This is a genomic window from Pseudomonas sp. 05N431 (assembly GCF_056397005.1).
Genome location: NZ_JBFTMN010000001.1, coordinates 475330 through 499886 on the forward strand (window position 1 = coordinate 475330; position 24557 = coordinate 499886).

Annotated in this window: 26 protein-coding genes, 1 tRNA gene and 1 pseudogene; 20 read left to right on the forward strand and 8 right to left on the reverse strand. The window is 50.9% G+C overall.

Going from position 1 to position 24557, the window contains the following annotated elements; translation table 11 throughout:
• Nucleotides 1–7 precede the first annotated feature (7 nt).
• The gene (locus AC1DIG_RS02115) at nucleotides 8–211 is read right to left on the reverse strand and encodes a hypothetical protein (protein ID WP_054597749.1); all 204 of its coding nucleotides are present in this window, start codon (nucleotides 209–211) and stop codon (nucleotides 8–10) included.
• Between the two features lie 593 nt (nucleotides 212–804).
• Between AC1DIG_RS02115 and AC1DIG_RS02120 the strand changes: the two genes are divergently transcribed.
• Together AC1DIG_RS02120 and AC1DIG_RS02125 are read left to right on the forward strand one after the other, a co-directional pair.
• A complete protein-coding gene (locus tag AC1DIG_RS02120; RefSeq protein ID WP_477765923.1) occupies nucleotides 805–1440 on the forward strand; it encodes a LysE family translocator in 636 nt (211 codons plus the stop codon).
• Between the two features lie 104 nt (nucleotides 1441–1544).
• A pseudogene (locus AC1DIG_RS02125) lies at nucleotides 1545–1655 on the forward strand (tyrosine-type recombinase/integrase); the annotation flags it as partial.
• A gap of 448 nt (nucleotides 1656–2103) precedes the next feature.
• On the opposite strand, the gene AC1DIG_RS02130 reads toward AC1DIG_RS02125, so the two are convergent.
• A tRNA-Leu gene (locus AC1DIG_RS02130) sits at nucleotides 2104–2188 on the reverse strand.
• Between the two features lie 79 nt (nucleotides 2189–2267).
• Here AC1DIG_RS02130 and AC1DIG_RS02135 point away from each other — a divergent pair.
• The 6 genes from AC1DIG_RS02135 (at nucleotide 2268) to AC1DIG_RS02160 (ending at nucleotide 8259) form a co-directional block, all read left to right on the forward strand.
• A complete protein-coding gene (locus AC1DIG_RS02135) occupies nucleotides 2268–3641 on the forward strand; it encodes a recombinase (RefSeq protein WP_477765924.1) in 1374 nt (457 codons plus the stop codon).
• A gap of 420 nt (nucleotides 3642–4061) precedes the next feature.
• A complete protein-coding gene (locus tag AC1DIG_RS02140; RefSeq protein ID WP_477765925.1) occupies nucleotides 4062–4355 on the forward strand; it encodes a plasmid mobilization protein in 294 nt (97 codons plus the stop codon).
• A gap of 167 nt (nucleotides 4356–4522) precedes the next feature.
• Nucleotides 4523–5530: a relaxase/mobilization nuclease domain-containing protein gene (locus AC1DIG_RS02145; protein WP_477765926.1), complete on the forward strand. Its 1008-nt coding sequence runs from the start codon at nucleotides 4523–4525 to the stop codon at nucleotides 5528–5530.
• A gap of 648 nt (nucleotides 5531–6178) precedes the next feature.
• Nucleotides 6179–6541 carry a hypothetical protein gene (locus tag AC1DIG_RS02150; RefSeq protein ID WP_477765927.1) on the forward strand — a complete coding sequence of 121 codons (363 nt, stop codon included), beginning with the start codon at nucleotides 6179–6181 and terminating at the stop codon, nucleotides 6539–6541.
• 307 nt (nucleotides 6542–6848) lie between these two features.
• Nucleotides 6849–7817 carry a hypothetical protein gene (locus AC1DIG_RS02155; protein WP_477765928.1) on the forward strand — a complete coding sequence of 323 codons (969 nt, stop codon included), beginning with the start codon at nucleotides 6849–6851 and terminating at the stop codon, nucleotides 7815–7817.
• Nucleotides 7818–7857: 40 nt separating this feature from the next.
• Nucleotides 7858–8259 carry a hypothetical protein gene (locus AC1DIG_RS02160; RefSeq protein ID WP_477765929.1) on the forward strand — a complete coding sequence of 134 codons (402 nt, stop codon included), beginning with the start codon at nucleotides 7858–7860 and terminating at the stop codon, nucleotides 8257–8259.
• A gap of 871 nt (nucleotides 8260–9130) precedes the next feature.
• On the opposite strand, the gene AC1DIG_RS02165 is transcribed toward AC1DIG_RS02160, so the two are convergent.
• Entirely contained in the window at nucleotides 9131–9361 is a 231-nt protein-coding gene (locus AC1DIG_RS02165) for an AbrB/MazE/SpoVT family DNA-binding domain-containing protein (RefSeq protein WP_477765930.1), read from the reverse strand.
• 179 nt (nucleotides 9362–9540) lie between these two features.
• Here AC1DIG_RS02165 and AC1DIG_RS02170 point away from each other — a divergent pair, with 179 nt between their 5' ends.
• The gene (locus tag AC1DIG_RS02170) at nucleotides 9541–9783 is read left to right on the forward strand and encodes an AbrB/MazE/SpoVT family DNA-binding domain-containing protein (protein WP_477765931.1); all 243 of its coding nucleotides are present in this window, start codon (nucleotides 9541–9543) and stop codon (nucleotides 9781–9783) included.
• 593 nt (nucleotides 9784–10376) lie between these two features.
• On the opposite strand, the gene AC1DIG_RS02175 is transcribed toward AC1DIG_RS02170, so the two are convergent.
• Together AC1DIG_RS02175 and AC1DIG_RS02180 are read right to left on the reverse strand one after the other, a co-directional pair.
• Nucleotides 10377–11228, reverse strand: a complete 852-nt coding sequence (locus AC1DIG_RS02175) for an HNH endonuclease (RefSeq protein ID WP_477765932.1) — start codon at nucleotides 11226–11228, stop codon at nucleotides 10377–10379.
• Nucleotides 11225–12763 carry an AAA family ATPase gene (locus tag AC1DIG_RS02180; protein ID WP_477765933.1) on the reverse strand — a complete coding sequence of 513 codons (1539 nt, stop codon included), beginning with the start codon at nucleotides 12761–12763 and terminating at the stop codon, nucleotides 11225–11227. Before AC1DIG_RS02180 ends, AC1DIG_RS02175 begins: the two co-directional genes overlap by 4 nt.
• Nucleotides 12764–13116: 353 nt before the next feature.
• Between AC1DIG_RS02180 and AC1DIG_RS02185 the strand changes: the two genes are divergently transcribed.
• From AC1DIG_RS02185 to AC1DIG_RS02205, 5 genes are all read left to right on the forward strand, one after another.
• Entirely contained in the window at nucleotides 13117–13410 is a 294-nt protein-coding gene (locus AC1DIG_RS02185; protein ID WP_477765934.1) for a hypothetical protein, read from the forward strand.
• Nucleotides 13407–13979: an ABC-three component system protein gene (locus AC1DIG_RS02190; RefSeq protein WP_060708137.1), complete on the forward strand. Its 573-nt coding sequence runs from the start codon at nucleotides 13407–13409 to the stop codon at nucleotides 13977–13979. The genes AC1DIG_RS02185 and AC1DIG_RS02190 overlap by 4 nt, the downstream gene beginning before the upstream one ends.
• Complete coding sequence (locus AC1DIG_RS02195) at nucleotides 13973–14479, forward strand: ABC-three component system middle component 5 (protein ID WP_477765935.1); 507 nt, start codon at nucleotides 13973–13975, stop codon at nucleotides 14477–14479. Before AC1DIG_RS02190 ends, AC1DIG_RS02195 begins: the two co-directional genes overlap by 7 nt.
• Before the next feature lie 124 nt (nucleotides 14480–14603).
• Entirely contained in the window at nucleotides 14604–16382 is a 1779-nt protein-coding gene (locus AC1DIG_RS02200; RefSeq protein ID WP_477765936.1) for a hypothetical protein, read from the forward strand.
• Between the two features lie 118 nt (nucleotides 16383–16500).
• The gene (locus AC1DIG_RS02205; RefSeq protein ID WP_477765937.1) at nucleotides 16501–17118 is read left to right on the forward strand and encodes a 3'-5' exonuclease; all 618 of its coding nucleotides are present in this window, start codon (nucleotides 16501–16503) and stop codon (nucleotides 17116–17118) included.
• Between the two features lie 154 nt (nucleotides 17119–17272).
• Here AC1DIG_RS02205 and AC1DIG_RS02210 read toward each other — a convergent pair whose 3' ends face one another.
• On the reverse strand, nucleotides 17273–17779 hold the full coding sequence (locus AC1DIG_RS02210) for a 3'-5' exonuclease family protein (RefSeq protein ID WP_477765938.1): 507 nt from the start codon (nucleotides 17777–17779) through the stop codon (nucleotides 17273–17275).
• A 134-nt stretch (nucleotides 17780–17913) separates the two neighbouring features.
• Between AC1DIG_RS02210 and AC1DIG_RS02215 the strand changes: the two genes are divergently transcribed.
• The 4 genes from AC1DIG_RS02215 (at nucleotide 17914) to AC1DIG_RS02230 (ending at nucleotide 20763) form a co-directional block, all read left to right on the forward strand.
• Nucleotides 17914–18528 carry a histidine phosphatase family protein gene (locus tag AC1DIG_RS02215; protein ID WP_477765939.1) on the forward strand — a complete coding sequence of 205 codons (615 nt, stop codon included), beginning with the start codon at nucleotides 17914–17916 and terminating at the stop codon, nucleotides 18526–18528.
• A 120-nt stretch (nucleotides 18529–18648) separates the two neighbouring features.
• Nucleotides 18649–19017, forward strand: coding sequence for a hypothetical protein (locus tag AC1DIG_RS02220; protein WP_477765940.1), 369 nt, complete (start codon nucleotides 18649–18651; stop codon nucleotides 19015–19017).
• Between the two features lie 59 nt (nucleotides 19018–19076).
• A complete protein-coding gene (locus AC1DIG_RS02225) occupies nucleotides 19077–20249 on the forward strand; it encodes a DUF3800 domain-containing protein (RefSeq protein WP_477765941.1) in 1173 nt (390 codons plus the stop codon).
• A 37-nt stretch (nucleotides 20250–20286) separates the two neighbouring features.
• A complete protein-coding gene (locus AC1DIG_RS02230; protein ID WP_477765942.1) occupies nucleotides 20287–20763 on the forward strand; it encodes a hypothetical protein in 477 nt (158 codons plus the stop codon).
• A gap of 271 nt (nucleotides 20764–21034) precedes the next feature.
• On the opposite strand, the gene AC1DIG_RS02235 is transcribed toward AC1DIG_RS02230, so the two are convergent.
• The gene (locus AC1DIG_RS02235) at nucleotides 21035–21667 is read right to left on the reverse strand and encodes a hypothetical protein (protein WP_477765943.1); all 633 of its coding nucleotides are present in this window, start codon (nucleotides 21665–21667) and stop codon (nucleotides 21035–21037) included.
• A 703-nt stretch (nucleotides 21668–22370) separates the two neighbouring features.
• On the opposite strand from AC1DIG_RS02235, the gene AC1DIG_RS02240 reads away from it, so the two are divergent.
• Both AC1DIG_RS02240 and AC1DIG_RS02245 read left to right on the forward strand, forming a co-directional pair.
• The gene (locus AC1DIG_RS02240) at nucleotides 22371–22625 is read left to right on the forward strand and encodes a hypothetical protein (RefSeq protein WP_477765944.1); all 255 of its coding nucleotides are present in this window, start codon (nucleotides 22371–22373) and stop codon (nucleotides 22623–22625) included.
• Nucleotides 22626–22697: 72 nt separating this feature from the next.
• Entirely contained in the window at nucleotides 22698–23804 is a 1107-nt protein-coding gene (locus tag AC1DIG_RS02245) for a reverse transcriptase family protein (protein WP_477765945.1), read from the forward strand.
• Nucleotides 23805–23930: 126 nt separating this feature from the next.
• Here AC1DIG_RS02245 and AC1DIG_RS02250 read toward each other — a convergent pair whose 3' ends face one another.
• The gene (locus AC1DIG_RS02250; RefSeq protein WP_477765946.1) at nucleotides 23931–24179 is read right to left on the reverse strand and encodes a hypothetical protein; all 249 of its coding nucleotides are present in this window, start codon (nucleotides 24177–24179) and stop codon (nucleotides 23931–23933) included.
• Between the last annotated feature and the right edge of the window lie 378 nt (nucleotides 24180–24557).

Here is a 24557-nt window from a genome sequence, read left to right on the forward strand (position 1 = left end):
AAACCTGTCACTCATCCGCCTTGAAGTCCCCGAATTCGTGGGGCAGCTCCATCCAGGCATCAAGAGATGCGATCTGCCGCGCTACAGCCGCATCCCATTCCGCGCCTATAGCCCTGTTCTCACGCATCATCTTGTGAACGGCGACCGTAGCTTCTTCATATTCATGATGAACCTCTAACGCTTTCGCCAAAAACTCTTCTTGCCGGTTCATAGGAGCGCTCCAAGGACAGGTAAAAAGTATTGACCCGCAACCACTGGTGCGCCAATCGGCAAGGAGTCGTACATCGGATGTGTCTGTCGGCCCCGGCGAGCCGGCGTGAAGGTTTTTGGGTGAGAGGGTCAAGCGGCCGAAAAGAAGAGGGATCAATGAGCCCAATGCACTAGTGCGCGAGCAGTTGGCCAAAGTCGCAGCTACTTTTCCCTGTATCGGCAATCAGACTCATTGATCGTTGCCCAGCTCAATGTTGGGCGATTTCCATTTAGCCAAATGGAGATGCATGGGCACGCAGATAGCGTGCCATGCACTATTTTTTTAACAAAGCAGCTTCGGCACGTCTAATAACCTTTTGCCCCGTCCTTATAGACTCAGGAAATATCCCCGCATCGCCCAGGCTGGCGTGGACGGCGGTTAGGTAGCCAGTGCTGTATGACGTTTTGTGAGTCAATCTGTATCTAACACTCTCCTGTTGACGGCTCTACTATCGTCCGCACCATCCAAGTGCAAACCATCAGAGATGGCGAAAACCGCTTGTATTGAATTAGCGGTGCTTTCGATTCGTTATCTCATCCATCAGGAGTTACGCGATGCCCGAACTGTCCAACCTGCTCGCCTACGGCCTGATCTCACTCGGCATGGTGCTGACCCCAGGCCCGAACATGATCTATCTCATCTCGCGGTCGATCTGCCAGGGACGAACGGCCGGACTGGTTTCTTTGGGTGGCGTGGCGTTGGGTTTCGTCGTTTATATGTTTTGCGCCGCATTGGGCATCACCGCCCTGGTCATGGCAGTTCCCTATGCGTATGACGCCCTGCGACTCGGCGGCGCGCTCTATCTGCTCTACCTGGCCTGGCAGGCGGTCAAGCCCGGCGGCCGTTCCCCGTTCCAGGTGCGAGAGCTGCCCAAGGACGGCCCGCGCAAGCTGTTCATGATGGGCTTTGTAACCAACCTGCTGAATCCAAAAGTTGCAGTCATGTATTTGTCGCTGCTACCTCAGTTCATCGACCCCACCGACCACGGCAGCGTGCTGACGCAATCCATCGTGCTTGGCTCTACACAGATTGCCATTAGCGTGAGCGTCAACGCGCTGATTGCTGTCATGGCTGGCTCCATCGCCACATTCCTCGCAGGCAGGCCCGTGTGGCAGATCGTGCAACGCTGGCTGATGGGGACGGTTCTCGCGGGCTTGGCAGTACGCATGATCATCGAAGGGCGGCGCTAAAGCCAATCGGCTAGCAGTAGCCAGTCACCTCGCCGTTCTGGTCGATGCACCAGATATTCAACGCTTTCTGCGCCGGGCCGGCAGTTGGGTTGCCTTCGGGAAAGTCGGGCGGCGACATCATGCAGACCAAGGATCAACTTGGGCATACCGCTGTTGTTATGACAGAGCAGTACATCCGCAACCGAAAAGGCAAGAAAGTCTCGCCAACCAAGTGAATGGCGGAGCAACGCTAAATTTGCGGACCAGAAACGAACAAGGGTTTGCTTAGCTTTCGCTCGCAAACCCTTGATATATATGGTGCCCGAAGCCGGAATCGAACCGGCACGCCCTTACGAGCGGGGGATTTTAAGTCATCTTACCCCTCGCCAGCATACAAAAGCAGTTGAGCGCTGAGGCCGGCTTTTGCCCGTGATTACAGGCTTAAAAACTTGTTAGATCAATAACTTACGGACATTCTTGGCTGCATTGAAGCGCGGGTGAGAGCTGAGCTCGGCGTGCCAGGAATGGCGAAAGCTGCCAACCAAGCTCCCAAGTCAGCTCCCAAATAGCTCCCAAGCCGGCTGCCAAATTTAAGGTGCTGGATGCCAAATCGCAGACGGCAAAAAACACCAAGGTCTAGTTAGACGCTGGTGACAGATAAAGGTGTTTTTTGATGAAGCGAGATGGTGCCCCGAGCCGGAATCGAACCGGCACGCCCTGCGGCGGCAGATTTTAAGTCTGATGTGTCTACCAATTTCACCATCGGGGCATGGGAAATGCAAAAGCAGGCGCTGATTTAACCCCAAAACAAAACCAGAATCAATCACTTAGGGAGTGAGACACCACTTATGGCTATGAAAATCAATTTCACCAAATCCGCGCTTGACGACCTGACCTGCCCGAAAGGCAAATCCGACATCCTGGTGTACGACACGGAAATCAAAGGCCTGGCGATCAGGGTCACCAAAGCAGGCGGTAAAACCTTTTTTGTGGTGCGCAAAATCAAGGGGCGCGACCACAGGATTAAGCTGAGTGCTTACGACAAACGCACGACAAAAATTCCGATGATTCGCGACGAAGCCCTGTCGGTGTACACCAACCTGGAGGCGATGCTGGAGGAAAAAACCACTAAAGGCTTGCAGGACGAAGTGACAGTCGAGAGCGCATTCGAGGACATGCTGATCGCAAAAGCGAAACTCACTGAGTGCACCATCGACGACTATCGCAAGACTTTTAAAAATCACATTGCTCCGAATTTGTCCGGCAGGCCTTTGCGCACAATAGCTGCTAAAGATGTGACCGCCCTGCACAAAAAGGTGACTAAGCCGGTACCAAAAAAGGATGGGACACTTGGCGCGCCACGGGAGCGGACAGCTAACAAGACACTATCACTGCTTGGCTCGATCTTTTCGTTTGCCATGGCCTTTTACGATAACGGCTCAAAAAGGCTGGTCGAATACAATCCTGTCGACATTATGACCAGGCTAGATATTTGGCACGAAAATAAGCGATCCAAGATTCGCATAAATCCGAATGAGCTTGAGGGTTTTATTACGGAGTGCTTGGCTATTGCTGATCAACAACCGATGCGAGATGTGCCAACATCTTTTAAGACAGTCTCAGCCGCCGTCCTCTTTATGCTTTTCAGCGGAGTGCGGCCTGGTGAAATCGCAAAAATTCGCAAGACGGATATACACCATCCAACTAGATCAATCATCTTTTCAGCGCGGACAAAGCTCAACGAACTTGACTCCCTGAAAAACGGAGAGGAGTTTCACCTGGTACTTAGTGACAGTGCGTATTGCCAACTACTTTATGCGATGAAGCACTCAATCAGCGAATACGTCTTCTCCGGAGTTAAGCAAGAAAAAATCAGTGAATCCAGCGTCAGGGACTTTCTGATTAGAGTTCAGGATAAGGTTGGTAAAAGCCTACCACGAAAAATTATGCGGGCTAGTTTTATCTCGACGGCTCAAAAAGCGCGTATCGGCCAGTATTATACTAAAGTGCTATCTAACCATGATGGTAAGGGGCAAGACGTGGATGTGACTGATGGGTATAAAACCGATTATCTCTCGGAACTCAGGAACGCAATTGTACTTGTAGAAAGCGATATTTATACAATGTCTAAAATGGGAAAAGATGTTGTTTGCCGTGGGTTGCTGGAAACCTTGGCCCCCCTCGATCAAAAAGCACTGGGTCAGCTAGTAGCACACTCATAAAGTGTGACCATCAAGGCCAAATTAGTCACACCCTGAATTAGTCCGCACTCTCAGTTGCAAAATCGCTTTACCACACTGCGAATCCACACTCACATACTGCGACATCCAACCATGTTCGCACTCTCCCCCTGTGAATCCGCACTCACCTACTGCGAAATCACTCTCATATAGTGCGAGGTAACCAATAATCGCACTCCCCTACTGCGATTTCACACTCACAACAGCGAACCTTTGTATAACCGAAAATAAACTACTATATTTTCGAAAATACTCCCACCTGCTACGGATCCATCGGCATAATAGTCTTATATCAGTAGCTAGCCAGTTGTGTCTGCGGCAGACAATACGCGACTACTCACATCCCTTCGGGTGTTGCGTTGATAAAAGCTAACCAATAAAAACAATAATAGGTAGGCCGAAATGAAAGTAGTTGAGAAGCAGAAAAAAGACGCGAGGATCACGATCCGGCTCAGCAAGTCCGATATTGACTCTCTTAAGCACAAGATGGCGGAAGCTGGTTATAAGGCTGCAGGAGCATTCATTCGAGACTTCGTGGCTAACAACAACACAAAACCAAAAGTCAGCTCTGACGTGGTTCAAATCGCTCGCGAACTAATGAGCCTTGCCTCAATGATAAACGCGGAGAAATCTAGCAGCGAACTCCTGGCAAAGGTTAAGCACATCGCCAAGATCAATGTTGGGGGTGTTGCATGATCGGCAAAATCTTCCCTAAGTCCTCGGGTTCTTTCAAGAAAAGGATTCGGTACATTTTTGGCTGCACTAAGCATGACCATGATATCTGCCAAATCCTGACTATCGACTCAAACTGCATTTCGTCTGACCCCCTCTCCGCGCTGCTAGCCGGGAGTGAGTGCGACATAATGGAAATCATCAAGGAGTTCGACCAGGTCGAGATCCTGCGCCGCATGTCCATGGACGCTGACAAGCCTATCAAGCCCGTCTTCCACGCGATGATGTCACTCCGTCCTGGTGAATCCCTAACTACAGATCAGTGGCGCACATCAGTTCGGAAGTACCTGACAGACCTTGGCTTCGACGAGACGAATCAATACGTCGCCGTGATGCATCAGGACAAAGATCATCAGCATGTTCACATCGTTGCCAACCGCATCAGGCTCAACGACGAATTCAGCATGGTGAAAGACAGCAACGAGCGCTCTACGAGCTTGGATTCAGTGTCCGAGATCGAAGACATATTCCGGTTGAAAAAAGCCCCAAGCCCCAAAGAAACCTGGGGAGTTGCACTCACTCACGCAGAGGTCAAAGCATCAGTCCCTGACGGTGACCTCCCTCTGAAACACAAGATGATCGCGAAGATTGCCGGCGCCATCGAGCACACCAATGCAATCCACGGCGACATGTTCGATCTCGTCGCAGCGCTGAGAAAGCAAAGGGTCTACATCCACCTAACCCTCAACGAACAAGGCCAACCCAAAGGCATCTCATACGAATACGACGGCAAACACATCAGTGGCCGGCAACTAAAGCGTTCCAGATTGACTTGGCAGAAACTCACCACACAAGAAGGTATCAGCTATGACCCAGAAACCCTTTCAGAGCTTCAGACAGAAATTGAAAGACGAGATCAAGACGAACATCGCCAATCTGAGCGACTACGATACTTCTACCTCATATTCCAGGCCGGCGCGCGAAGAATCCCAATCAAAATCAAAAGCGCAAACTGGCGCCTCGACCGGGACACCCGATTGATCCTGGAAGCCCTGGAGGCCTTGCTTGGCATAGATCTGACCTTCAAAGGCACCAACAATAGGCCATCAAAGTATTATGTCGAGTACATCCCAGGCCAGCCGCTGGTTCTACCTGCCAAAAAGCCAATGGAGTACGAGTTTGATTCACTGCATCCATAACACTCGGTTCGTTAATGGTGATGGCGTACCCGGACAATGCGTTGCTGGGTACGTTTTAAGCCTTCCAAACGGCGACTCCTACATCCAAACGCAACCGATCCAAGCGATCTTCGAAGTCGACGGTAAGCTATACATTGAAGACAAAGCTGGCAGCACGTACCAGATCGCCAACTTTGAGTACGACGATGCGGCACACCAGATCGGGAGCATGTGCGACGAGATTTTTCGTGGTTTTTTCACACACTCGTTGGAGCAGCTTCAATGTGCAAACAAATATCACGCATCATCCTCGCCTCATCCACGGCATGGTGTGGAGGGTCTCGCAAAAAAACCACTGTCAATGTAACCCTTAAGGGTGTATGTTTTGCTCAATTGAAGGCAGAATGCTGCCAACGCGATAAGATCCCTCGCCTAAATCTGGGTTTTAGGGGGAGCGGTGACTGAGGAACAATTTATGGCGCTGGCCGAACTTTTGCGGATGCGTGGTGGAGCAAGTCAAGAGGCCGCGCGCCTTGTGCTTGTTAAGGGCTTGTCTACAACCGAAGCTGCACGCCAGGTTGGTACGAGTCCCCAAGGTGTCAGCAATGTCCTGGCTTCTTGCAGACGTGGTCTCGAATTGGCTCGGCGCGCCACGCAGGAAGAGTAGTGATGTTCAAGGCTATTTTTGAAAAGATCAAATATTGGGTATATTTCACAGCTTACTTTTTGCTTATTCCAGTATCCATCGTAAGGTTTTACATAAAAATATTTTCAACGCCTAAGCCGATTACACGCACTCTCCGAAATGCTCGCTTTTTGAGAAACGGCCACGTCGCCGGACAGTCATCATTACAGGATGGAACAGTCACTGACGCCTACGGTTTTTTGATGGAATTAACTGTCGAAAAAGGTGAATTGATGGCGATCCTGGATGGCTACCGGTATGTCATAGCAAACGTCGTTACTGAGGCTGGTGATCTAAATTTGCACGAGACATTATGCAACTTGTGGCTACCAAGGCCAGTAAGTTGATAAGTGTATCGCCGATAAAACTTGCCGAGTTTCGATTTATCTGTGATGGAATGTATGAAGCCCGGTGTACACATCGTGTGTCGTAGTTGCTATGCAATCAGAGCTCGATGACTTTTTGGTTATCGGCGAAGAACTTTATTTAGTTTGCACAGTTTTCGGTGACTATGAGCTTATGGCGATTGAGATTTTTCTACCGGCTTTGATGCCAAAAAACATCTAGACGAGTTATATACAACTCTGATGGGCCTTCCGTTTTACAATAATTAGCGCACTACCAATTCGCAGTTAACAACCAAGGAAAATCGGCATGGACAGAAAATTGTCTGCGGTGCTCGCCTGCCTGGCTTTTGCATTGTCATCCGTTACTGCTATATCTGTCGCAATGACAGTTTATAGTCTCATCGACGACCCTTTCCTCCGGTTCGTCTTTGCTGGGGCTGCTGTTTTGTTGGATATTTTTAAGTACCTTGCGTGGCCTGCAGCTATGCGTCTAATTAATGAGCGTCTTTTGGTTGCCGCTTGCAGTGTACTATTTTGCTCAATAATCCTCGGAGCTGTTTCTGGGTGGTCAACCTATGACCGATTGGTTGGGTCAATAAACTCGAGCCACTCACGCTTGGAAGCACTCAGCGGCGCGCGGCTTGTGCAGCTATTAGCTTTGACAAAGACGGACACCGATTTCATTGAAACCCTTGGTGAGGCGGAAAAGAAGATCAGCTCTGAATCGTCGGCCTTGAGGGACAAAGGTATGGTCACAAAAGCCCAGGAACTCGAATCGTCCGCATACGACCGGACGGATACTCAGCGCCAGGCCGCTATGGAGCGGATAAAAACTAACTCTCAGGAGATCGCCGAGATTCAGGCAACCGTGTCTAAAGCATCGTCCATCCCTGCACTACTAGCTGCCCTGATCTGTGGAGGCTTTGCTTTATCACTTGAGCTCGTGCCAGCCTTGATCCTGGCCATCCTGCCGAGTCAAAAGCCTAAGGTTGAACAGGTAAAAGAGGAACCGGAGTCAACACTGAACGAGTCAGTAAATCCGGAGACACAAAATCTCGAATTGGTGCCAAACAACTGTCTGCTCGATTCCCTACTCCGGCAGGCCGCTACACTCCCCAAGCACAGCAAAATCAAAGTGAAAGACTTTGCCATGGAAAACCGTGTAGGCAACCTCAAAGCATGCCAGGTCTTTAAACAAGCCGAGGAACTCGGAGTGATCCAAAAGACCCGCCTCGGCTACCTCACAATCCAACCATCAACCGCTATCACCGCGTAACGGAAATCACCGCAGGCGATGAATCCACGAACCCTGGTTATTGAGCAGAAACCTCGAAAGCCAGGTTGCTAAACCAAGTTCCGCCATTCAGTGCTGCGTCATCATCAAAAACCCGCGACTCCCCTTCAATTCCATCGACCTCCTTCACAACCAGGTCGTCAGACCTAACGACAATCCGAGTCAGCGCTCCGCCATAGATCACGTCATCATCATCGAAAACTTCAGCCGGCGCGCCACCATCTCGCCTACGCCATGTAGTAGTTGCTGGCCCGCTGATAAATCCGGACGCGTGCCCATTTACCACTACCCTCCCCGTCGTGCATGGCTGATCATTCCGCGCGCCACCCATGAACAATCTCAGCGCAGCATCCTCTTGCCTACCGGTCTGTGTGCCGACCAGCATTTTCACACCAACAGTGTCACCAGCCACGCACTGCCATGACGTAACCGACAACCCCTCGGTTCACAGCGCTGATCGTCGCCGAGTAGAGCCATGCATGGCAGACTCATGTGACATCCACTCGAAACCGGCAGCACGAGAAACCAGTAGAAGCCCGAGCCCACTCCTCACGTCCTCAGATGTGTACTCATCCAGTTCGCTGACATCCCCTCCCAGCTCGACCTCGGCTTCAAAAAACCGATTTGCTGTCAAAGCTCTGCTCAAAAGCACATCGGCCTGAACTGCTGAACACCACCGTCTACCCAGGAACCCTCGGAGTTACCCTTTGCTTACAAACGGAAGTCGCGCCCAGCGCCCGGTTTTTCGGCTGCGATCAGGATGCTGCGCGTTGTCTGAAATGGCGTCAGGATTGCGGGTAACTCGATGAAGTCGTACCTAGTAACGTCGACCAGATCGAAAGACGGTTTCTGCCATTGGGCCCCAGATCTCGTTGCGTAAAAACTCTCAAAAACCCCGAAAACGTCCTGAATCACATTCAGCCGAACAGAACCGTCAATTGGTGCGCCAAGGCCGACAGCAGTAATCCGCATCAAAATTTTTTTTGATTTTTTGCGCTGGTCACGTGAACGTTACAACTTCACCAACAGCGGCGTCGGCCATAGATTTCTAGAACTCTGCAATGCATGAAGCCAGTGGCACAGAAATCGCGAAAAGCTCTCGCTGCACGATTTTCCCGGCGGTTTCTCTACTGAAAATCATAGGCATATAGATTGTTTCTGGCCTTCTTAATCGCCTTCGTGAATCCTGAGACTATTGTTTCGTGCAAACACGGTGCGTTCTGTGTACTCACACATCAGTGACCCGACGCAACCTTAGCAAGCTTTTCTGCTTGGGAAACGCTATCGACGAGCACTTAATCCTTCAGCGCAAAAGCTGCGTTCATGTCATCAATGCTCACGTTGACCTTTGGTTTGCGAATCATGACCTTAAGTCGCTCAACGGAATACGTTGCTGCCACTATGGCGAACTGACCATTCTCCAGTTCGACGAATTCGATTTCATCTCCTGGTCGCAGGCCAAGAGTAGCCCGTACCTGGACAGGGATGGTTATTTGGCCTTTAGCGTTCACAGTGGCATTAGCCATCAGGGATACCTACGCGATTGAGCACTTACATGATAGTCGAGCTGTACGGTAGGCCACATAACGTCAAGACATGGGGGCGAGCCGGGCTTTGGCCCGAAGAAGCGACAACCAAAGGAGCTTCTTTCAAAATCCACACTAGGCGCATGACAAGCGCTTCAAGCGCGGATAATGTCAGTTCCATGAACGACTTAAATCCTGCTTCATCCGTATCCACGATCCTTTCTCGCAGTGAGACGGATGGCACAGACGCTTCAAAAAATGGCCAGGAGCTTTGCGAGTTTCTGACGCTGTTAGAGGACGACATCCTGGGTAACCCTGGGAAGCTGATCGCCCTCGATTCAACTCTCCAGGTTCGCCTCGATTCTTTGATCGGCTGTATCGATGTTGACATCAACTCTCCGCTCTCAGCGGATGATGAATGAATGCTCTGGCGCAATGGACGGCGCTTGCAGACAGTGATGGAGTAAAAGCTGCCTCGATCAACCGTGCGTTAGGTGCCGCTCGGCGCAGGGCTTCTATGGCGCCCTCTACTGCGTCAGGAACGTTGCATCCATCATCAAGGAGATGCTTGGCTGATTAAGTGAGCCGGGCCCATTGGCCCGAAAGGGCGACTTTTCATTTACGTCATCCCTCAGCTTAGCTCTAGGCATGCGATGACTCGCACACAGAATGATTTGAACATAACCTCTCCTCTTACCGCCCGCGAGGTCTACCAGGTACTGACGGACGTGTTGACGCATCCCAATCACCCTCTCAGTGGTTACAGGCGTTTTCCAACCTCATACGCGAATTGGCGCCGATTTCGATGGAGCACCAGAAATGGAGCCTTATCCAATCAGGAATGCTTCGACTGCGCCGCTCGGAGGAAGTTGGTTTCAGACTGATCTTACCGAAAGAAATCATGCAGTCTCTTACTGCCAGTGGAGACCTACCGAAAGAGCCCCAGCCCTAGCTGTTCTAGTCAACAGAGCAGTCTAAAAGCAATCTATGCGCTCCCTATCGCACAACTTGACAGCTAAGGAGCGCAGAACAGAGGATCCTCTGCCAAAGCGGAATACATTACCTTACGCCAGTGATTAGGGAACACACTCGAGCTTTCAGCCGCCGAACGTAGATATTGCGAGAACTCCTCAGCCGGTCTGTTGCGGAAATAACTCCTGTGCATATCCAGCAAAAAAATAAGCTCGCTACTCGCGGCGACGCTGTAACGCTTCGCGATCCCGAAAAACTCAAAATGATTTATGGCACGTTCACGATCCACTTCTGTCCAGGTGTCTGGAGGAGTTGCTGCATAGCTGATTACGTGGGGCTGGCTATGCGTGACTGATGCGCTAATCCACGTTTGATCAAAGAAGCAAGGCTGATCAAAATACGGGTGGATTAGCTGTTTATGAGCTTGGTCGATTAGCGGATTGCCCTTGTCGGTGTTGCAATCTCGGCACGCGGGAATGAGGTTTTGAGGAAGCACTGCCAATTTGGGGTAGTTAGCTTTCGGAAGGTAGTGATCTAGCGTACGTGGATGACCTATTCCCCCACAGGTTGGGCATTCATCCCCCGCTCCAACTAAAATCGAATCGTAAATGACGCGCCCTAGGGGGCGTCTGACCATGTAATACTCATATAGTGCGACCAATTCGCTCTTTCGAATATCGCCGACCACAATCGGATCTTCGCCTTTCGCCACAACGAGAGGAGGTAGCTCCCAGGTCGCCCCGGCGGCGGCCCGCTCGACGAAGTCAATGGCCGTGTCTCGTATATCGTTCACCCCCGCCATCATCCGGGTTCGTTCTGGCTCGTCGAGGATTGCCGATACACAGGTGGCGTAAGAGTATTCTGGAGCGTATTCCGGACAAGTTAGCCGCTTCATGACTTGGCCCCGTTGTCTCGGTCAGCAAGAAGCGCCCGGAGTATCGCCTGAGCCTCAAAACCCAACTGTCGGTTGAACTCTAGGAAAATTTGGTCAAAGTCCTTACCTTGATCCACCGCTGCAGCTAACAGGGTGTGAAAGCCAGACGATGTCACTTCCAGTCCGAAGACCTCTCGGGTCAATATCCCTACATTCTCACCAAAGGTTTCGACAGATGGGCGATGGGCTGCTGCTACGAGATGTGAGCGGTTAATTTTCCACACGCACGATGAGGGGATCTCTTGGAGAACAACAGGTGAGTGAGTTGCGATGATCGCCACACCGTTGCGTTCCAAGAGCAACTCGCTCAAAGCTCTAATGAAAGCGGACAAAAGTGGCGGATGGAGGTGACTCTCCGGCTCGTCCAGAAGTACAAGCGTCTTCTCTTCAACCCGCTCAACCAGCTTTGTAATTGTCAGCAAGACGATAGAGTGCCCGGAGCTCAAATTTGAAAAAAGATACTCGGAAGTAGCAATAAACTCTTCGCCGCTTAACGACAAAAGCCCCAGAAAACCCATGCCTGCAAAGTTTTCATCAGACTGCAAAGTTTCAATGGCCCGCTTCCAGCGATTTCGCTTGTAGGCATCTTTGAGGCAAGCCCTTAAGCCGGCGAGAAACTCAGCTTTCAGAGCCTCACGTCGCTTCAGGTCATGCCCGTCCGTGGCTTTCGCCTTTAACCCAATGTAGTAAAAACAAGTGCCCAGTGCCGGATCAGGCTGTTCAGGTGGTGGGTCGAATGGATCGAATGCGCTGAAAGAAACAAGCACAACGCTGCTGAAAAAATCCTGACCAATCGGTGTTTTTGCTCCGCCCCAAGGGTTAACCCGGAAAATAGCATCCAGTCCAGCGTGCCCATTACTGATAGCGTTTATCATGCCATTCAAAATGGTGGTTTTGCCGATACCATTCCGTCCAATCAAGGCATGTACGTTGGTCAGCGGTGTAGAGCCAGCTGTAACCTGAAAATCGAGTTCTATGCCCGCAGTAGCACTATCACTCTGTTTAACAAACGTGAAGGAGTAGTCCGTACGAACAGCCCCTCCCTGAAGCACACGGACAAACTGCTCTTTAACGCTGCTAAGACTTACATCGCGCAGTAAAGACGTCGAAAAAACAGGCTCACCTGTGATTTGTTCAACAAGCTCAGGGTTGGCAACGATGTCCCTCAAACCTGCCAAATAAGCATATTTGAGAGGCGGTGACGGAATTTGGGCGATTTTGGTGTAATACTCGACATTGTTACCCAGAGAGAAAAAATCATCTGGTAACTCTGTGAAGTGCGCGGGAAGCTTTGAGTACGTGGAGGTAGAGGTATCCTGCCCCTTGAATCCGATTTTTAGATTTTCAAGCTCATAACGTACGCCTTCCTCGTCGAAGGCCACAGCGTAAAACATGGTGACGAAGCTGAAGTCGTTCCATCGATCCATTTTCAGGTAGGTTGCATTCGTTGCTCGATCAGGGAATTTCGTATCCCTACCAATCACATAAAAATCCATTTCGCCTGGTCTCCTTTAGGATAGGTGCCCCCCGCCCCCTGAGGTAGTGGGTTCGCATGATTCATGCTTGTCTCGCTGCACGTTCTTGGTACCCCTACCGTAGAAGTTGCCCTCAAAAACTGGCGTCTCGCTGGATCCCTCACGGCCCTCTATTCTGATACCGGGACAGCGTAAAAAACCTCAGATACGTCAATCTAAACCGACACCAGCCTACGTATGCAGGCGGCTCCACGTCAAAAAGAAAGGCTAGCGCCGTCGGTTCGCATCCGATTGCGTGAGTTCGCAGTTCCGTTCCTTTACGAGGGCCCTCGGATACACGATGATAGCGTTTTGACTACCAGCTTGGGTTCATCATGGACGAATTTTGGAAAAGCGCTGTCAAGTATTGCGGCAGTGCGGCGCTAGCCGGCCTGTTGGGGTACACGGTTTATCCGCAAATCATCTCCTCGCCTTACCTCAAGAATCTGACGCATACCGAACTGTTCGCTCTGATGTGCCTTCTGGGGGTTGTGACCTTCGCATTATGCGTGGCATTGATTAATGCCGGTACAAAAGGACGCTCTGGAAGCAATACCGTGAACATCAAGGGTTCCACAGTTCATGGTTCAGTACGGGCTGGCAACGACACAAACAACTCGCCCAAATGAATAAAGCAAGCATTTGGGGCTCCAACATTCAGGGCGGCGTGCGTGTGGGTGATGACACCAACTACGTCATCAACCTACCCCCTGCAGATCCGACTGCAATTACTCGCGCACTCGCAAGAATCCAAGAGTTGAGTGAGCACGATGAAGATTTTATGTACTTCATCGAACGCCTGGATTTTTTTACCAACCAGAAAACTCAGTCTCCGATGATCGGTCTGGAGCAAAAACTCAAAAACGGAGGGCGTGAGGATTTGCTAGAGGTAGCAATCGAGCGCAAAGATGCCTTTGCGAAGAGATTAATGAAGTCCCAGCTCAATCGAAGACGGCAAGCTATATTTCTCTACATTCTCCAAAAAATTAGTTTTGGTTTCGAAGAATCCATTCGACCGCTAATAAAACAAGGTGTCCCGAACGATGTTATCGACGGGGTAATCCTCAACGGAATTGTCGATACCATTTACCGGGAGGTTATGGCAGAAGACTTCACAATAGATCAGTACATGATTTCAGGGATGTTATATTTTCTCACTGGGAAGTGCCACTTGATCTGGGAGAAGCCGAAATGCTGATGTATCACCCAGCCTTCGATGCAAACCATTGTCTTTACAGAATAGTATCAATTCTCAATGCGACTGGGAGCACGCCGATTAGTTGGCCACTGTTTCGCATGCTTGATTTTTATTACTTGTTCCCTAGCCAGCTTAAGGCGATAAAACCGTGGCCCAGGGAAATCGGCAAGTACAAATCAAAAACAGCTAAAATTCAAGATCAGTTTGAAGATCTGACAAATCCCGCTCGCACATTCTTTGACCTTCAGAGTTTCCAAAAAGCAGCGACACTCGAGCTCATTGCGAAAGGTTGTTTATCGAAATCCGAATTCGATAAAGGCTTCATGCAGTTAGAGCCAGACGCTTTACCGCCCGGTTATATTGCACTCCTTGAAACCGATGAGTTTTTGAAGAGCGACGCATTCACTGTCATTACAAAAGGTCTGCCAGAAACACCTTTTTACGGATCGAACGGACTCAAGTCTCGTTCCGGCCTAATGGAATTTATTTATGACATCTAAGCCTTCAACATTATTTGTGAACCGATTCATAATTACCAGATCGGGGAAGGCGGTGTATGACGCAGTGTTCCACAGGGGCGTCAATATAATCCGAGGTGCCAACAGTGTCGGAAAGTCAACAATCATGGACTTTCTATTTAGCTGCCTGGGTGGGGATATTGCTGAAAATCGGTGGAATGAAGAAGCACAAACCTGTGATGGGGTTTTTGCTGAAATTGAAATTAACGGTCATGTGATGACTATACACAGGACGGTAGAGCCTGGAAAGAAGCCACCCATGAGCTTTTTCGGAGGGTCATACACTGAACTCTGCGAAGCAAACACATCAGCCGTGTGGCAAAAATATGGCTTGATTCGAACCGATGAAAAATTAAGCTTTTCTCAACAAATTTTTGAATTATTAGATTGGCCTCACGACCAAACTGATGACTTTGCCAACTTGACTATTCATCAGGTCTTGCGACTGATTTATGTCGACCAGGGCACTGCAGTAAACAAAATCTTGAGAGCTGAGCATACAACCTTCGACAAGCCTAGTATGCGCCAGGCGATAGGTGACTTCCTACTCGGCCTTGATGATCTCGGGATTTACTCGCTGAAGCAAAAGCTCGCAAAAGCCGAATCAGAATTCGCCAAAATTGATGGGCAATTAGACTCAATCTACAGATACGTATCGCCATCCGAAGGCACGTTGCGTGAGACATCTCTCAATACTGCCATCAAAAATGCCAATCTAGAACTAAAGGAGCTTCTTGCGGAACGCGAGCGCTTGATTGTCCAGCCTGAAGAGACCTCTGACGCGGCGCTTAATGTAGAGGCGGAGAAGGCAGCCAAAGCCATTGGCGAGCTCTCCAAGGAGATCGACATTCGAACTGCTAAGCAGGCGGAGATGGTGAATGAAATAGTAGAATCCGAATTGTTTATTTCGGCCATAGACTCACGAATCAAATCACTTAAAGAATCGAAGACTGCCTATGACTTTTTTGGCGAAGTAAGGTTTAAGTTTTGCCCAAGCTGTCTTTCCGCCATTACTAATCAAGAGAGAGATCAGTGCCACCTGTGCAAAACTGAGATCGATACAAACTCTAGAGAGGCATCTTATTTAGCAGCCTTGAATGAGCTGATTTTTCAAAAAAAGGAAAGCACTCAAGTATTACTTGAAATGAGGACGAAGTTTAGTGAGCACTCCCACTATCTGGAATCCAACCAGCTAGCACTTCAAGCTTTAAGGGCTAAGCACGTCACGACCCTACGTATAAGCTCCGACCGAACTCTGCAACTTAACGAGGTCTCTGCAAAAATTGGGAGCGTTGAGGAGCGTGTTAAAAATTACGACACCAAAGCCAAGCTGGTTTCTGCGATAGAGGGGCTCATCGAGAAGAAACGGATTCTTAACGAGTCCATTCTAAATCTTGGAGAAGAGATCAAGATTAAGAGAAGTCAAACTAGCACGCGCCGGGAAACCGTAGAAAGCCGCATTTCTGAAAAGACAGTGCAGCTGCTTAAGCAGGATGGTGGTTTCGAGCCGGCCTTCAACGATGCCGAAGCTGTGATGTTCGATTTCGGTAAAGACTTTATGTTGGTTGACGGTCGTTCAAAATTCTCCGCGAGCTCGGAGACGATTCTTAAAAATAGCTTTCATCTTGCGATCCTGCTGGAGTCTTTGGAAGATCAGACAATGCGTTACCCTCGACTTTTGTTGCTGGACAACACAGAAGACAAGGGAATGAACTCCGACCGCAGTCAAAATTTTCAGCGCGTCTTGGTGGAGTCGCTATCGCATCACGATTCCACGCCCTATCAGGTCATCATGACGACCTCCATGGTTGACCCGGAGCTGGATAAGTCTGCACTTTGCGTAGGCCCGCACTATGCGAAGGGGATGCACACGCTGAATCTGTAGCCAATCTGCGCCGGCGCCCCGATGCCTGGGATTCAAACCGGGCACGTGAGCGACGCATCAAAAGTCTGGAGGTTAAGATTCAGATCTCATCGTCTGGCAGCCATGGGACATCCATGCCATGAGCATTCAAGCAAAGCTTCTTCACCTTCAATCCATCCAAAATCTTCTCGCACCATACCGCTACCTCTATTGCGTTGACCTTGAGGCAACCTGTGACGAGGTTGAAAAATCGGAATCACCTAGGCCGCTCACAGTCGTCCCCGATCAGATGGAAACGATCGAGATTGGCCTGGTGGTAATCGACTTGGAGTCGCTTGAGATCATCGATGAATTCCAGCGTTTCGTCCGGCCTCAGATCAACCCTACCCTGACTGCTTTCTGCAAAAAACTTACCTCCATCCAACAAGCAGACGTGGACGGAGCCCGAACCTATCGAGAGGTTGGCGACGAGCTACGAACATTTGCTGCGAGTTATCCAAACGCGGCCTGGACGTCATGGGGTGACTATGATGCCCGACAGCTTGAGCGCGATGCTGGCTTTGCAGCGTGCCCTTCCCTGCTCGAAGGCTTGCCACACTTCAATGCCAGGAAATGGCATGCCGGCCTATATGACGATCGACCTAGATCACTTAAGCAAACGGTAGAGTCGTTGGGACTGGTTTGGCGGGGTACCTATCATCGAGGAATCGACGATGCCAGGAACGTTGCATCCATCATCAAGGAGATGCTCGACTGATTATGTGAGCCGGGCCCTTTGGCCCGAAGGAGCGATCCCCTCCATTTACTTCACACCACAACTTAGCTTTGGGCATGCGATGACTCGCCTGGAAGCAAGCGCCTGTGAGCCATTCGCAAAGCGATCTCTCAATGCCGGAGCTCTTCGTCATGACTCATCGCAACGAATCTCCAACCTGCTTGGAGACTCCTGCCAAGCGTTCGTAAAGACCGGCAAGGAGTCGGGCATCGAGCAAGGCATGATGCGGAAGGTCGGGAAGCGTAATGTTACCGATGTCGTCGGCTTCCAAATGCCTGAACAAGTGGATCAGATTGGTAGGCCTGTTTTCCACATGATTCGGCCACTTGTGATCAACATACGCAAGCTGGCAGAAAAACTCCCAGTCCCATTCTGGAGCATCTGAGCAAACCTCTACATGGCCGAAAATACTGCCGAGGAAAACCCTCAGCGCGGCTTGGGCTTCCACGAGTGACATCCCGTACCGAGGTAGACTCAACTGCGGCAAGACATGCTGGATTACAAAGTCACTGCAATCTTCGACCTGATAGGTATTGGTCAGCTCCACATAAAACTCGTCACCGGCCTCTGAGACCAATGCCAAGGAGATCAGCTTCGTATTCTGGTTGAGCTGAGTGAACTCACAGTCCATAAAAAGCTTCATCACCTTTCTTCCTATGCGTGAACTCATCCGTACTCGAGACTGCGTTGTATCCTTGACCAGGGCAGACACCAGATGGGTGAAGCCTAGCGAATCGAAAAGAAACGAGTGGCCGAAGCTATGCGAGTATCTGGTTAATGAAGAATGTCCGACTAATTCGCCACGGAGAAAGTGCTGCCAACGCTGGCGAAGCCAGCCAGGATCACGCGACTATTCCTCTCACGCCGAAAGGTGTTGAGCAGGCATACCTGGTGGCCCAGTCATTCAACCATGCTCCTGTTCTCATTGTCGCCTCACCGTTCTCTCGAGCGCAGGCAACTGCAATGGCGACCTTAGCTGCCTTCCCAGCTACCCCGTTTGAAACCTGGCCCATTCATGAATTCACTTACCTTGAGCCAGTGCGGTGTAGCAACACGACCGTTGCCGAGAGGCGGGATTGGGTCGAAACATATTGGTCTCGGTCAGACCCCGCATTCAGAGATGGTGAAGGCGCCGAGTCGTTCTTGGACTTCATATTTAGAGTTCAGTCTTTCCTGGATCAACTGGCAGAGCATCCTGCCCGGGAGATCGCTGTATTTTCGCATGGGCAGTTCATCAATGCCGTAGCCTGGCTGATCAAGCGAAAGCCGCTGACCATTGATGGCCGAGCTATGGCGGACTGGCGCGAATACGAGATCACGAACCACGTGCCCAATTGCCGGGGCTACCTGCTAACCAGGCATCCAGACAATGCCTTCTGGGAAGTAAGGTAGCTCAGGGCTCCCAGGGCGCTCTGATTGCTGCGTGCACGTGATAGCAGCTGGTCAACCTGATGATGGCTATTGGCTTCGATGCGAGCTAGGATTTGGAGCACTTCAACATCAAGGACAGATATGAAAAGTCTCATCGCAGTTATGGCAGTTTGTTTGGCACTTAGCGGTTGCGCTACTTCGCATTTCACCGCAGGCCGAGATTTTCCGTCGACAAGCGTGACCAATATCACCAAGGGTAAAACCACGACTACCGAATTGAAGTTGCTATTCGGTGAACCCTATGCAAAGAGCGCAGTCAGCGAGACTGACGAAAAGTGGGTATACACCTACACCAATGGCTCAGCCCATGCTCAAAACTACGTGGTTACCATGAAGGTGACGACCACTGGCACTCAGAAAACGCTCGACGTTCTGATCCGCAATGACGTTGTCATCAACTACACATTCAGTGAGGGCCCTGCGCCCGGCACAACCACCGCCACCGACTGAGGCTGCCACCTTCGCACTGGGCGCCCCGCCGCTCAGTCAGGTGTTGATGGAGCACGCTCATGGACAGAACGTATGCTTTCGTGGATGAGTCCGGGAATTCAGCCCTTGATACTTCAAAGGGTGGAAACTCGGGCTTTTTCATCGTGTGCTCCATTCTGGTGGCAGAGAAAGACCTAGATGCTGCGTATGCCCAAGCTGAAGAGCTTCGGAAGCGTCATTTTCAAACAGGCGAGATCAAATCTAGCAAACTGAAGCACAAGGATTCAGATCGCCGTGCCCGGATCCTGAGCGAGCTGGCCGAGCTGCCATTCAAGCTCTATTTCACCGTCGTTGATAAGTCGCGGATCCACAAAGATGGCGGTCTTCGCATCAAGACTTCGTTCATTAAATACGTGAACGGGTTGCTTTATGATCGTTTGTTCCGCGCCTACCCTGACCTCCGGATGGTCGTAGACGAGCATGGTGGGCAGGAGTTTCAGGAGAGCCTGAAAAGCTACGTTGTAGAACGGTTCGTCGATGACCTATTTGGCGATGAAGATGCCTTCCAGACGACGTCCAGTAAGGACAACGTTTTGGTTCAGATTGCAGATTTTTTCGCCGGGTCAGTAGCTCAGATTTACGAAGAGAAAGCATCGAAAAAAGCAGTTCTTGCCTACAAGAAGATCCTCCGCAGTCTGACTCTTGGCATGCTTGAGTGGCCATCCAAATACCAGTCTCTCCTGCCTCCGCCGACGAATGAGTCTGGATATGCAGACTACCAGGTACACCAGGAAGCTCTACGCCAGGCTGACCGTTTTAGCGAGCGCGTTGGTCAGCACCCAGATGAAGATGAGCACTTTCAGCTAAGCATCTTACGGTTCTTGAGATTTCAAAGCGAATTCGTCACCAAGGACTACGTGCTGACTACGGAAATCATGGCCCACCTAAAAGACAGCGGGTTTGGAGAGGTCAACGGCCAAAGAATTCCCTCCAGTGGCGTTGCCAAACTCCGCGATGCGGACGTCATCATCACAAGCGCGGCGAAGGGCTACAAGATTCCCCAGACGCGTGCGGACATCAACGAGTTTCTTGAAAGGGCGTCAGGGATTGTCGTTCCTCTGCTGGAACGGGTCAAAAAGGCTCGAGAGGTGTACCGGCTGAGTAGTCGCGGAGAATATGACATCGTGACGGCAGCGAACCTGACCGAACTAGCCAAACTCCTCGCATCGCTAGAAGCACTTGCGGATGACTGAGCTACACAGTTGTACCACCGAGCCGCCGGACACAGAAATGATCCACAAAGAAGTCCTGGAGGTGTTAAGTGAGGCCAAGGTACTAGCGCGGAAATTCTATCGCCTGACCGGCAAGCCGCTGGGAATTACTGGCGAGGTTGCTGAATATGAAGCAGCTATAAAACTTGGCCTTCAACTCCACCCTGCCAGGCAGGCAGGCTTTGACGCAACTGAAGTCAAAGAGGATGGCATCGCAAGAATCCAGATCAAAGGGCGATGTGTCCTGAATCCACTAAAGATCAATGGTCGCTTGGGAGCAATTGACTTGCGACAACCTTTCGATGCTGTTTTGTTAGTGCTGCTTGATTCCGAGTTCAACGCCTTTGCAATTTACGAAGCGAGTCGCGCAAAGGTGGAGGCCGCGCTGACCGTGCCAGGGTCTAAAGCCAGAAATGAACGGGGAGCTCTGGCCATTAGGCAATTCATGTCGATAGCTACGTTGCGCTGGGCTCGCCATGAACCCAGCACTTCGTAGAATTCGCGGCCGTCCTTGCACAGAGGGAAAGGCAGTGGTTTAAATGGCTAGCTTTTTCAGCCGGCCATAGCCCTATAAACGTTAAACGTTTCGTTCAATATCGTCGAAGAAGTTCGGGCCTAGCTCGTACTCAAGAGAGCCAAACCGTGCGAGCAGGTCAGACCTTAGAGCGCCCTCAGCAACTGACTCCAAATCAATCCAGTAGCTGTACACGAGGCCGTCATCCGATTCATTACTCGTGACTTCCGCATCTGACAGAAGCTCTGCGTCTTCAACGGATATCCCCCAACTCACTCGCCAAGGCTTGAGCCATGGATATGCGGCTGCCACGTTCAGCTTCTTCCTCTTGTGCCCAATGCTCCCATTCAGACCTGCGGTCGCGATCAGCATCAGACTCACTGCTGGAGATGGAGACGCCCTCCTGTGCAAGCAACCACCTACCATCACGGCGCAACAGCTCAACCGAAACCGTGAGGAAGAACGCTGCGCCGTGATACACACGCTCCTGGTCTTGTTGCCCCTGGTAGGTAAGTGAAACCCCTAGGGTGAGCTTGCCGGTTGTGTCGCTGTAGTCAGCAGCCTCCACCTCAAGGGCATAGATCGTGAATCCGCTTGCGTTGGTATCTGCAATTGCACCGGAGAGTTGATCCTCCAGCTCTTGATCCAGGTCGGAATAGACATCGTCTTCATGGATCGCTTCGCCGAAATCCTTGACCCCAAAAACGGCCTCCATCACACGCGAATCTTTCGGGCTCCGCTGGGCGACCACTGAAAGCTCATGGTAATCAGCGAAGCCGGACTTTTTGGCGAGCGCTTCTTGAGCAGCAGCAAGCTTGAGGCCCTGGTCGCGAGCGAGTTGCTTGGCTTGAGATTTGAAAATGTTAAGCGGGGAAAAATCTGACATGGCAATAGCTCCAAAACATACGACGCTCTGGTTACCGATTGCCTGTTCACCGGGCAGCGTCTGGTTATGGACATGCCGATGTAATGCTGGAGGGTGTCAACGATGGGCTATTGCTTCGCGAAACAGGCGCCAGGCGACCATCACCGCCTGGCCGTGATAATAGGTCATCAAGTCCTGCTCTTCAACCCTCGAACAACTCTGATTAACTAGATCGATAACTACAACTTATCGTTTGTACCAGTTGAATTTTGACGCTTTATGCAGTCAAAAAAACGACCATTTAGGAAAACAATCCTTGCAACAAATATCAGTTGTAGCTACCTCGATCACTCTGATAAAAACAGTACCTGCTGGGTGCTACCACCCAGGTGCTCTTTAAACATGACTAAATATTCGGGCTTGCGGTTATTGACCAGGAAACTGGTCGCCTTGGTGTTCTCCTTGGCTTTCTTCGCCGCGCAGGTTGTTGCTGCCCATCGCTCCTCAGTGCTTAGCGCCTAGGGCAATCCCAAAGGTGATCCAAGGGTTTGTCACTGATCGTTTGATACGTTGAGGCGAAAAGTGATGCGGCGGTAAAGCGGCGGACGGCTTATCAAGGGACTTGATAAGCAGAACTGTGGTTTGTAGTGGCATCTTCAGCGTTCCTTTCGGCCCGGAATGCTTGACGGCGGGGCAATTTCGCCTGTCGTTGGGAACATCAGTCATGGTTAATTTAAAGAACCTGGCGCGCCGCAAGGCTCGTCAGTCTATGCACAACAGTGAAGATGCTCGTGTCATCGAGGCAGCTCCATCCCAAGAGTCTAGAACGGGTCGTATTGCGTGGGTAAAGGCGAAGGCAGTAACCCTGCTGAAGTGGATCGCACACATTCGGTTATGCATCTGGCTATGGGAGAAGGCTGTTGAGGGTTGGGATTACATTGAGACAGTGGTGATTCCACTTATTGAGAACATCCTATGACGCAACAAACCACATCATTCGAATTCAGAGGGGCCGGTTCATCGGAGCCGGCCCATCGTCGGAAGCCTGGACATGGATGCTCCGTTCTACCCACACAGCCCCATTCACAGCATCAAAGCCTTGGCACGTGCTCTTGGAGAACCTGCTGAGAGACTTCTTGCGCTTGCTCAGCGTAGTTCTCAACTTTATCGCTACGTCCCTCAAACAAAAAAAGACGGAACACCACGGCATACCTATGATGCCCATGAGCCGCTGAAGACCATTCAGCGCAAGATCGTAGATCGGATGCTCAGCAAGGTCACGTACCCTGGATACCTACACGGCGGAATCAGAGATCCCAAACTACCCCGCAGCATCTACTCGAACGCCCGGGTTCATACCGGCGCCAAAGCAGTTATCCTCCAGGACATTGCTGATTTCTTCCCATCGATTACTACCGAGCATATTTATCGCATATTCGCAGGCCTCTTCCGCTTCTCTGCAGAGGTAGCCGCGTTGCTCGCCAACCTGGTTACACGTGATGGGCAAGTGCCACAAGGCGCGAGTACGAGTAGCTACCTGGCAAACCTTGTCTTCTGGGATATCGAGCCGGCGTTGGTTGGACGCTTCAAAGCCCAAGGATTGGAATATTCACGCTTCGCAGATGACATCACTGTGTCCAGTAAAGCGCGTATTTCTCCTGCCGAAACCACCCAAATCATTGCCTCCGTCACTTGGATGCTCGGCCAAAAAGGATGCCTGCAGAAGCGAAGCAAGCTGCATGTACGCAAACGCGGGCAAGCTTTAATTTCTGGCGAAAAAGCTGAGGCAGTCACGGTGACCGGGCTAGTCGTGGACAAGCCAATTCCAGCGCTTCCCAAAAAAGCACGAATGGCTATCCGGGCCGCTGTGAAGCAACTGGAGGATCGAGTAAATGGTTATCCAGGCCAACTGTCCATTGAGGACGAAAAGGAAGTACGTCGGGTTATGGGGCGCATTGGTAGACTGATCGCTTGCGGGCATCCAGAGGGCCAACGCCTTAAGACTCGTGTTAGAGCGGTGCTAACACGGGCACCACTCTTGGAGCGGTATGCAGCTGATAACAAACTTGAACCTCAGATGGTTGCGGCTCCCCCTGCAGAGCAAAGCGTGATGACGAGCGCCTTGCCAGATGACCTGCCGGCGGATCTCCCATGGTAAGCAAATTAATTGCTGGCTAACGACTCTCCCTGATTCACCTGCTTCTGTTTCCACTGTTCTGCAGAGCGGTTTTGGCTAGAGATCTGAGTAGATGTCGCTGATATGCGAGCACCACGGCACCCGAATTCAACCTGAAAAAAATGCCGCTTCAATCAATCGTGCGCTAGGTAGAGCTCGACTCACGTCTGCCATGGCTTCCTCTATTGCTTCATCCGCAGAAAACGCTTCGCGAACAAACTCGAGAGCTAAACGCCCCGGAAGACCTGTTCCGACCAGTGCATCATCGCAACCTTCTTCAGCCAAGCGCTCCAAAAGCGCGTCCACATCACTCTCGTCAGAGGTGATCTGGTAATTGAGGGTGAAGGGGAAGACCATCTCTAGCACTCCGCTTCAGCAATATCCTAGGTGATGTCCATTTTCGCGCAGTGCAGAACCATCACTCAAGGACTCAGCTTAGGTCGTCCATAAAGCCTGGCTCACAATCAGTTTTCGCCTACAGCGATGACCCGATAAACCACACTGTCGGAGCCAGTCACGTGATCCCGCTGTGAAACTACATGTTGATTGCCTACGTGGTTGCCGTGCAGAACGAAGCCCCGAAGGTTCGCGGCTCCAGGGCTCCTATTTTGGCCTCCATCCCTTAATGTTGGCGAACGTGGCCGGGACATTACCAGCGTCGTTTTGATGTTTCACTACGACTTTGGATAAGCGTGTTCGATCAGTGAAAAGTACTGCGCAGTCGAGGATTGGCCA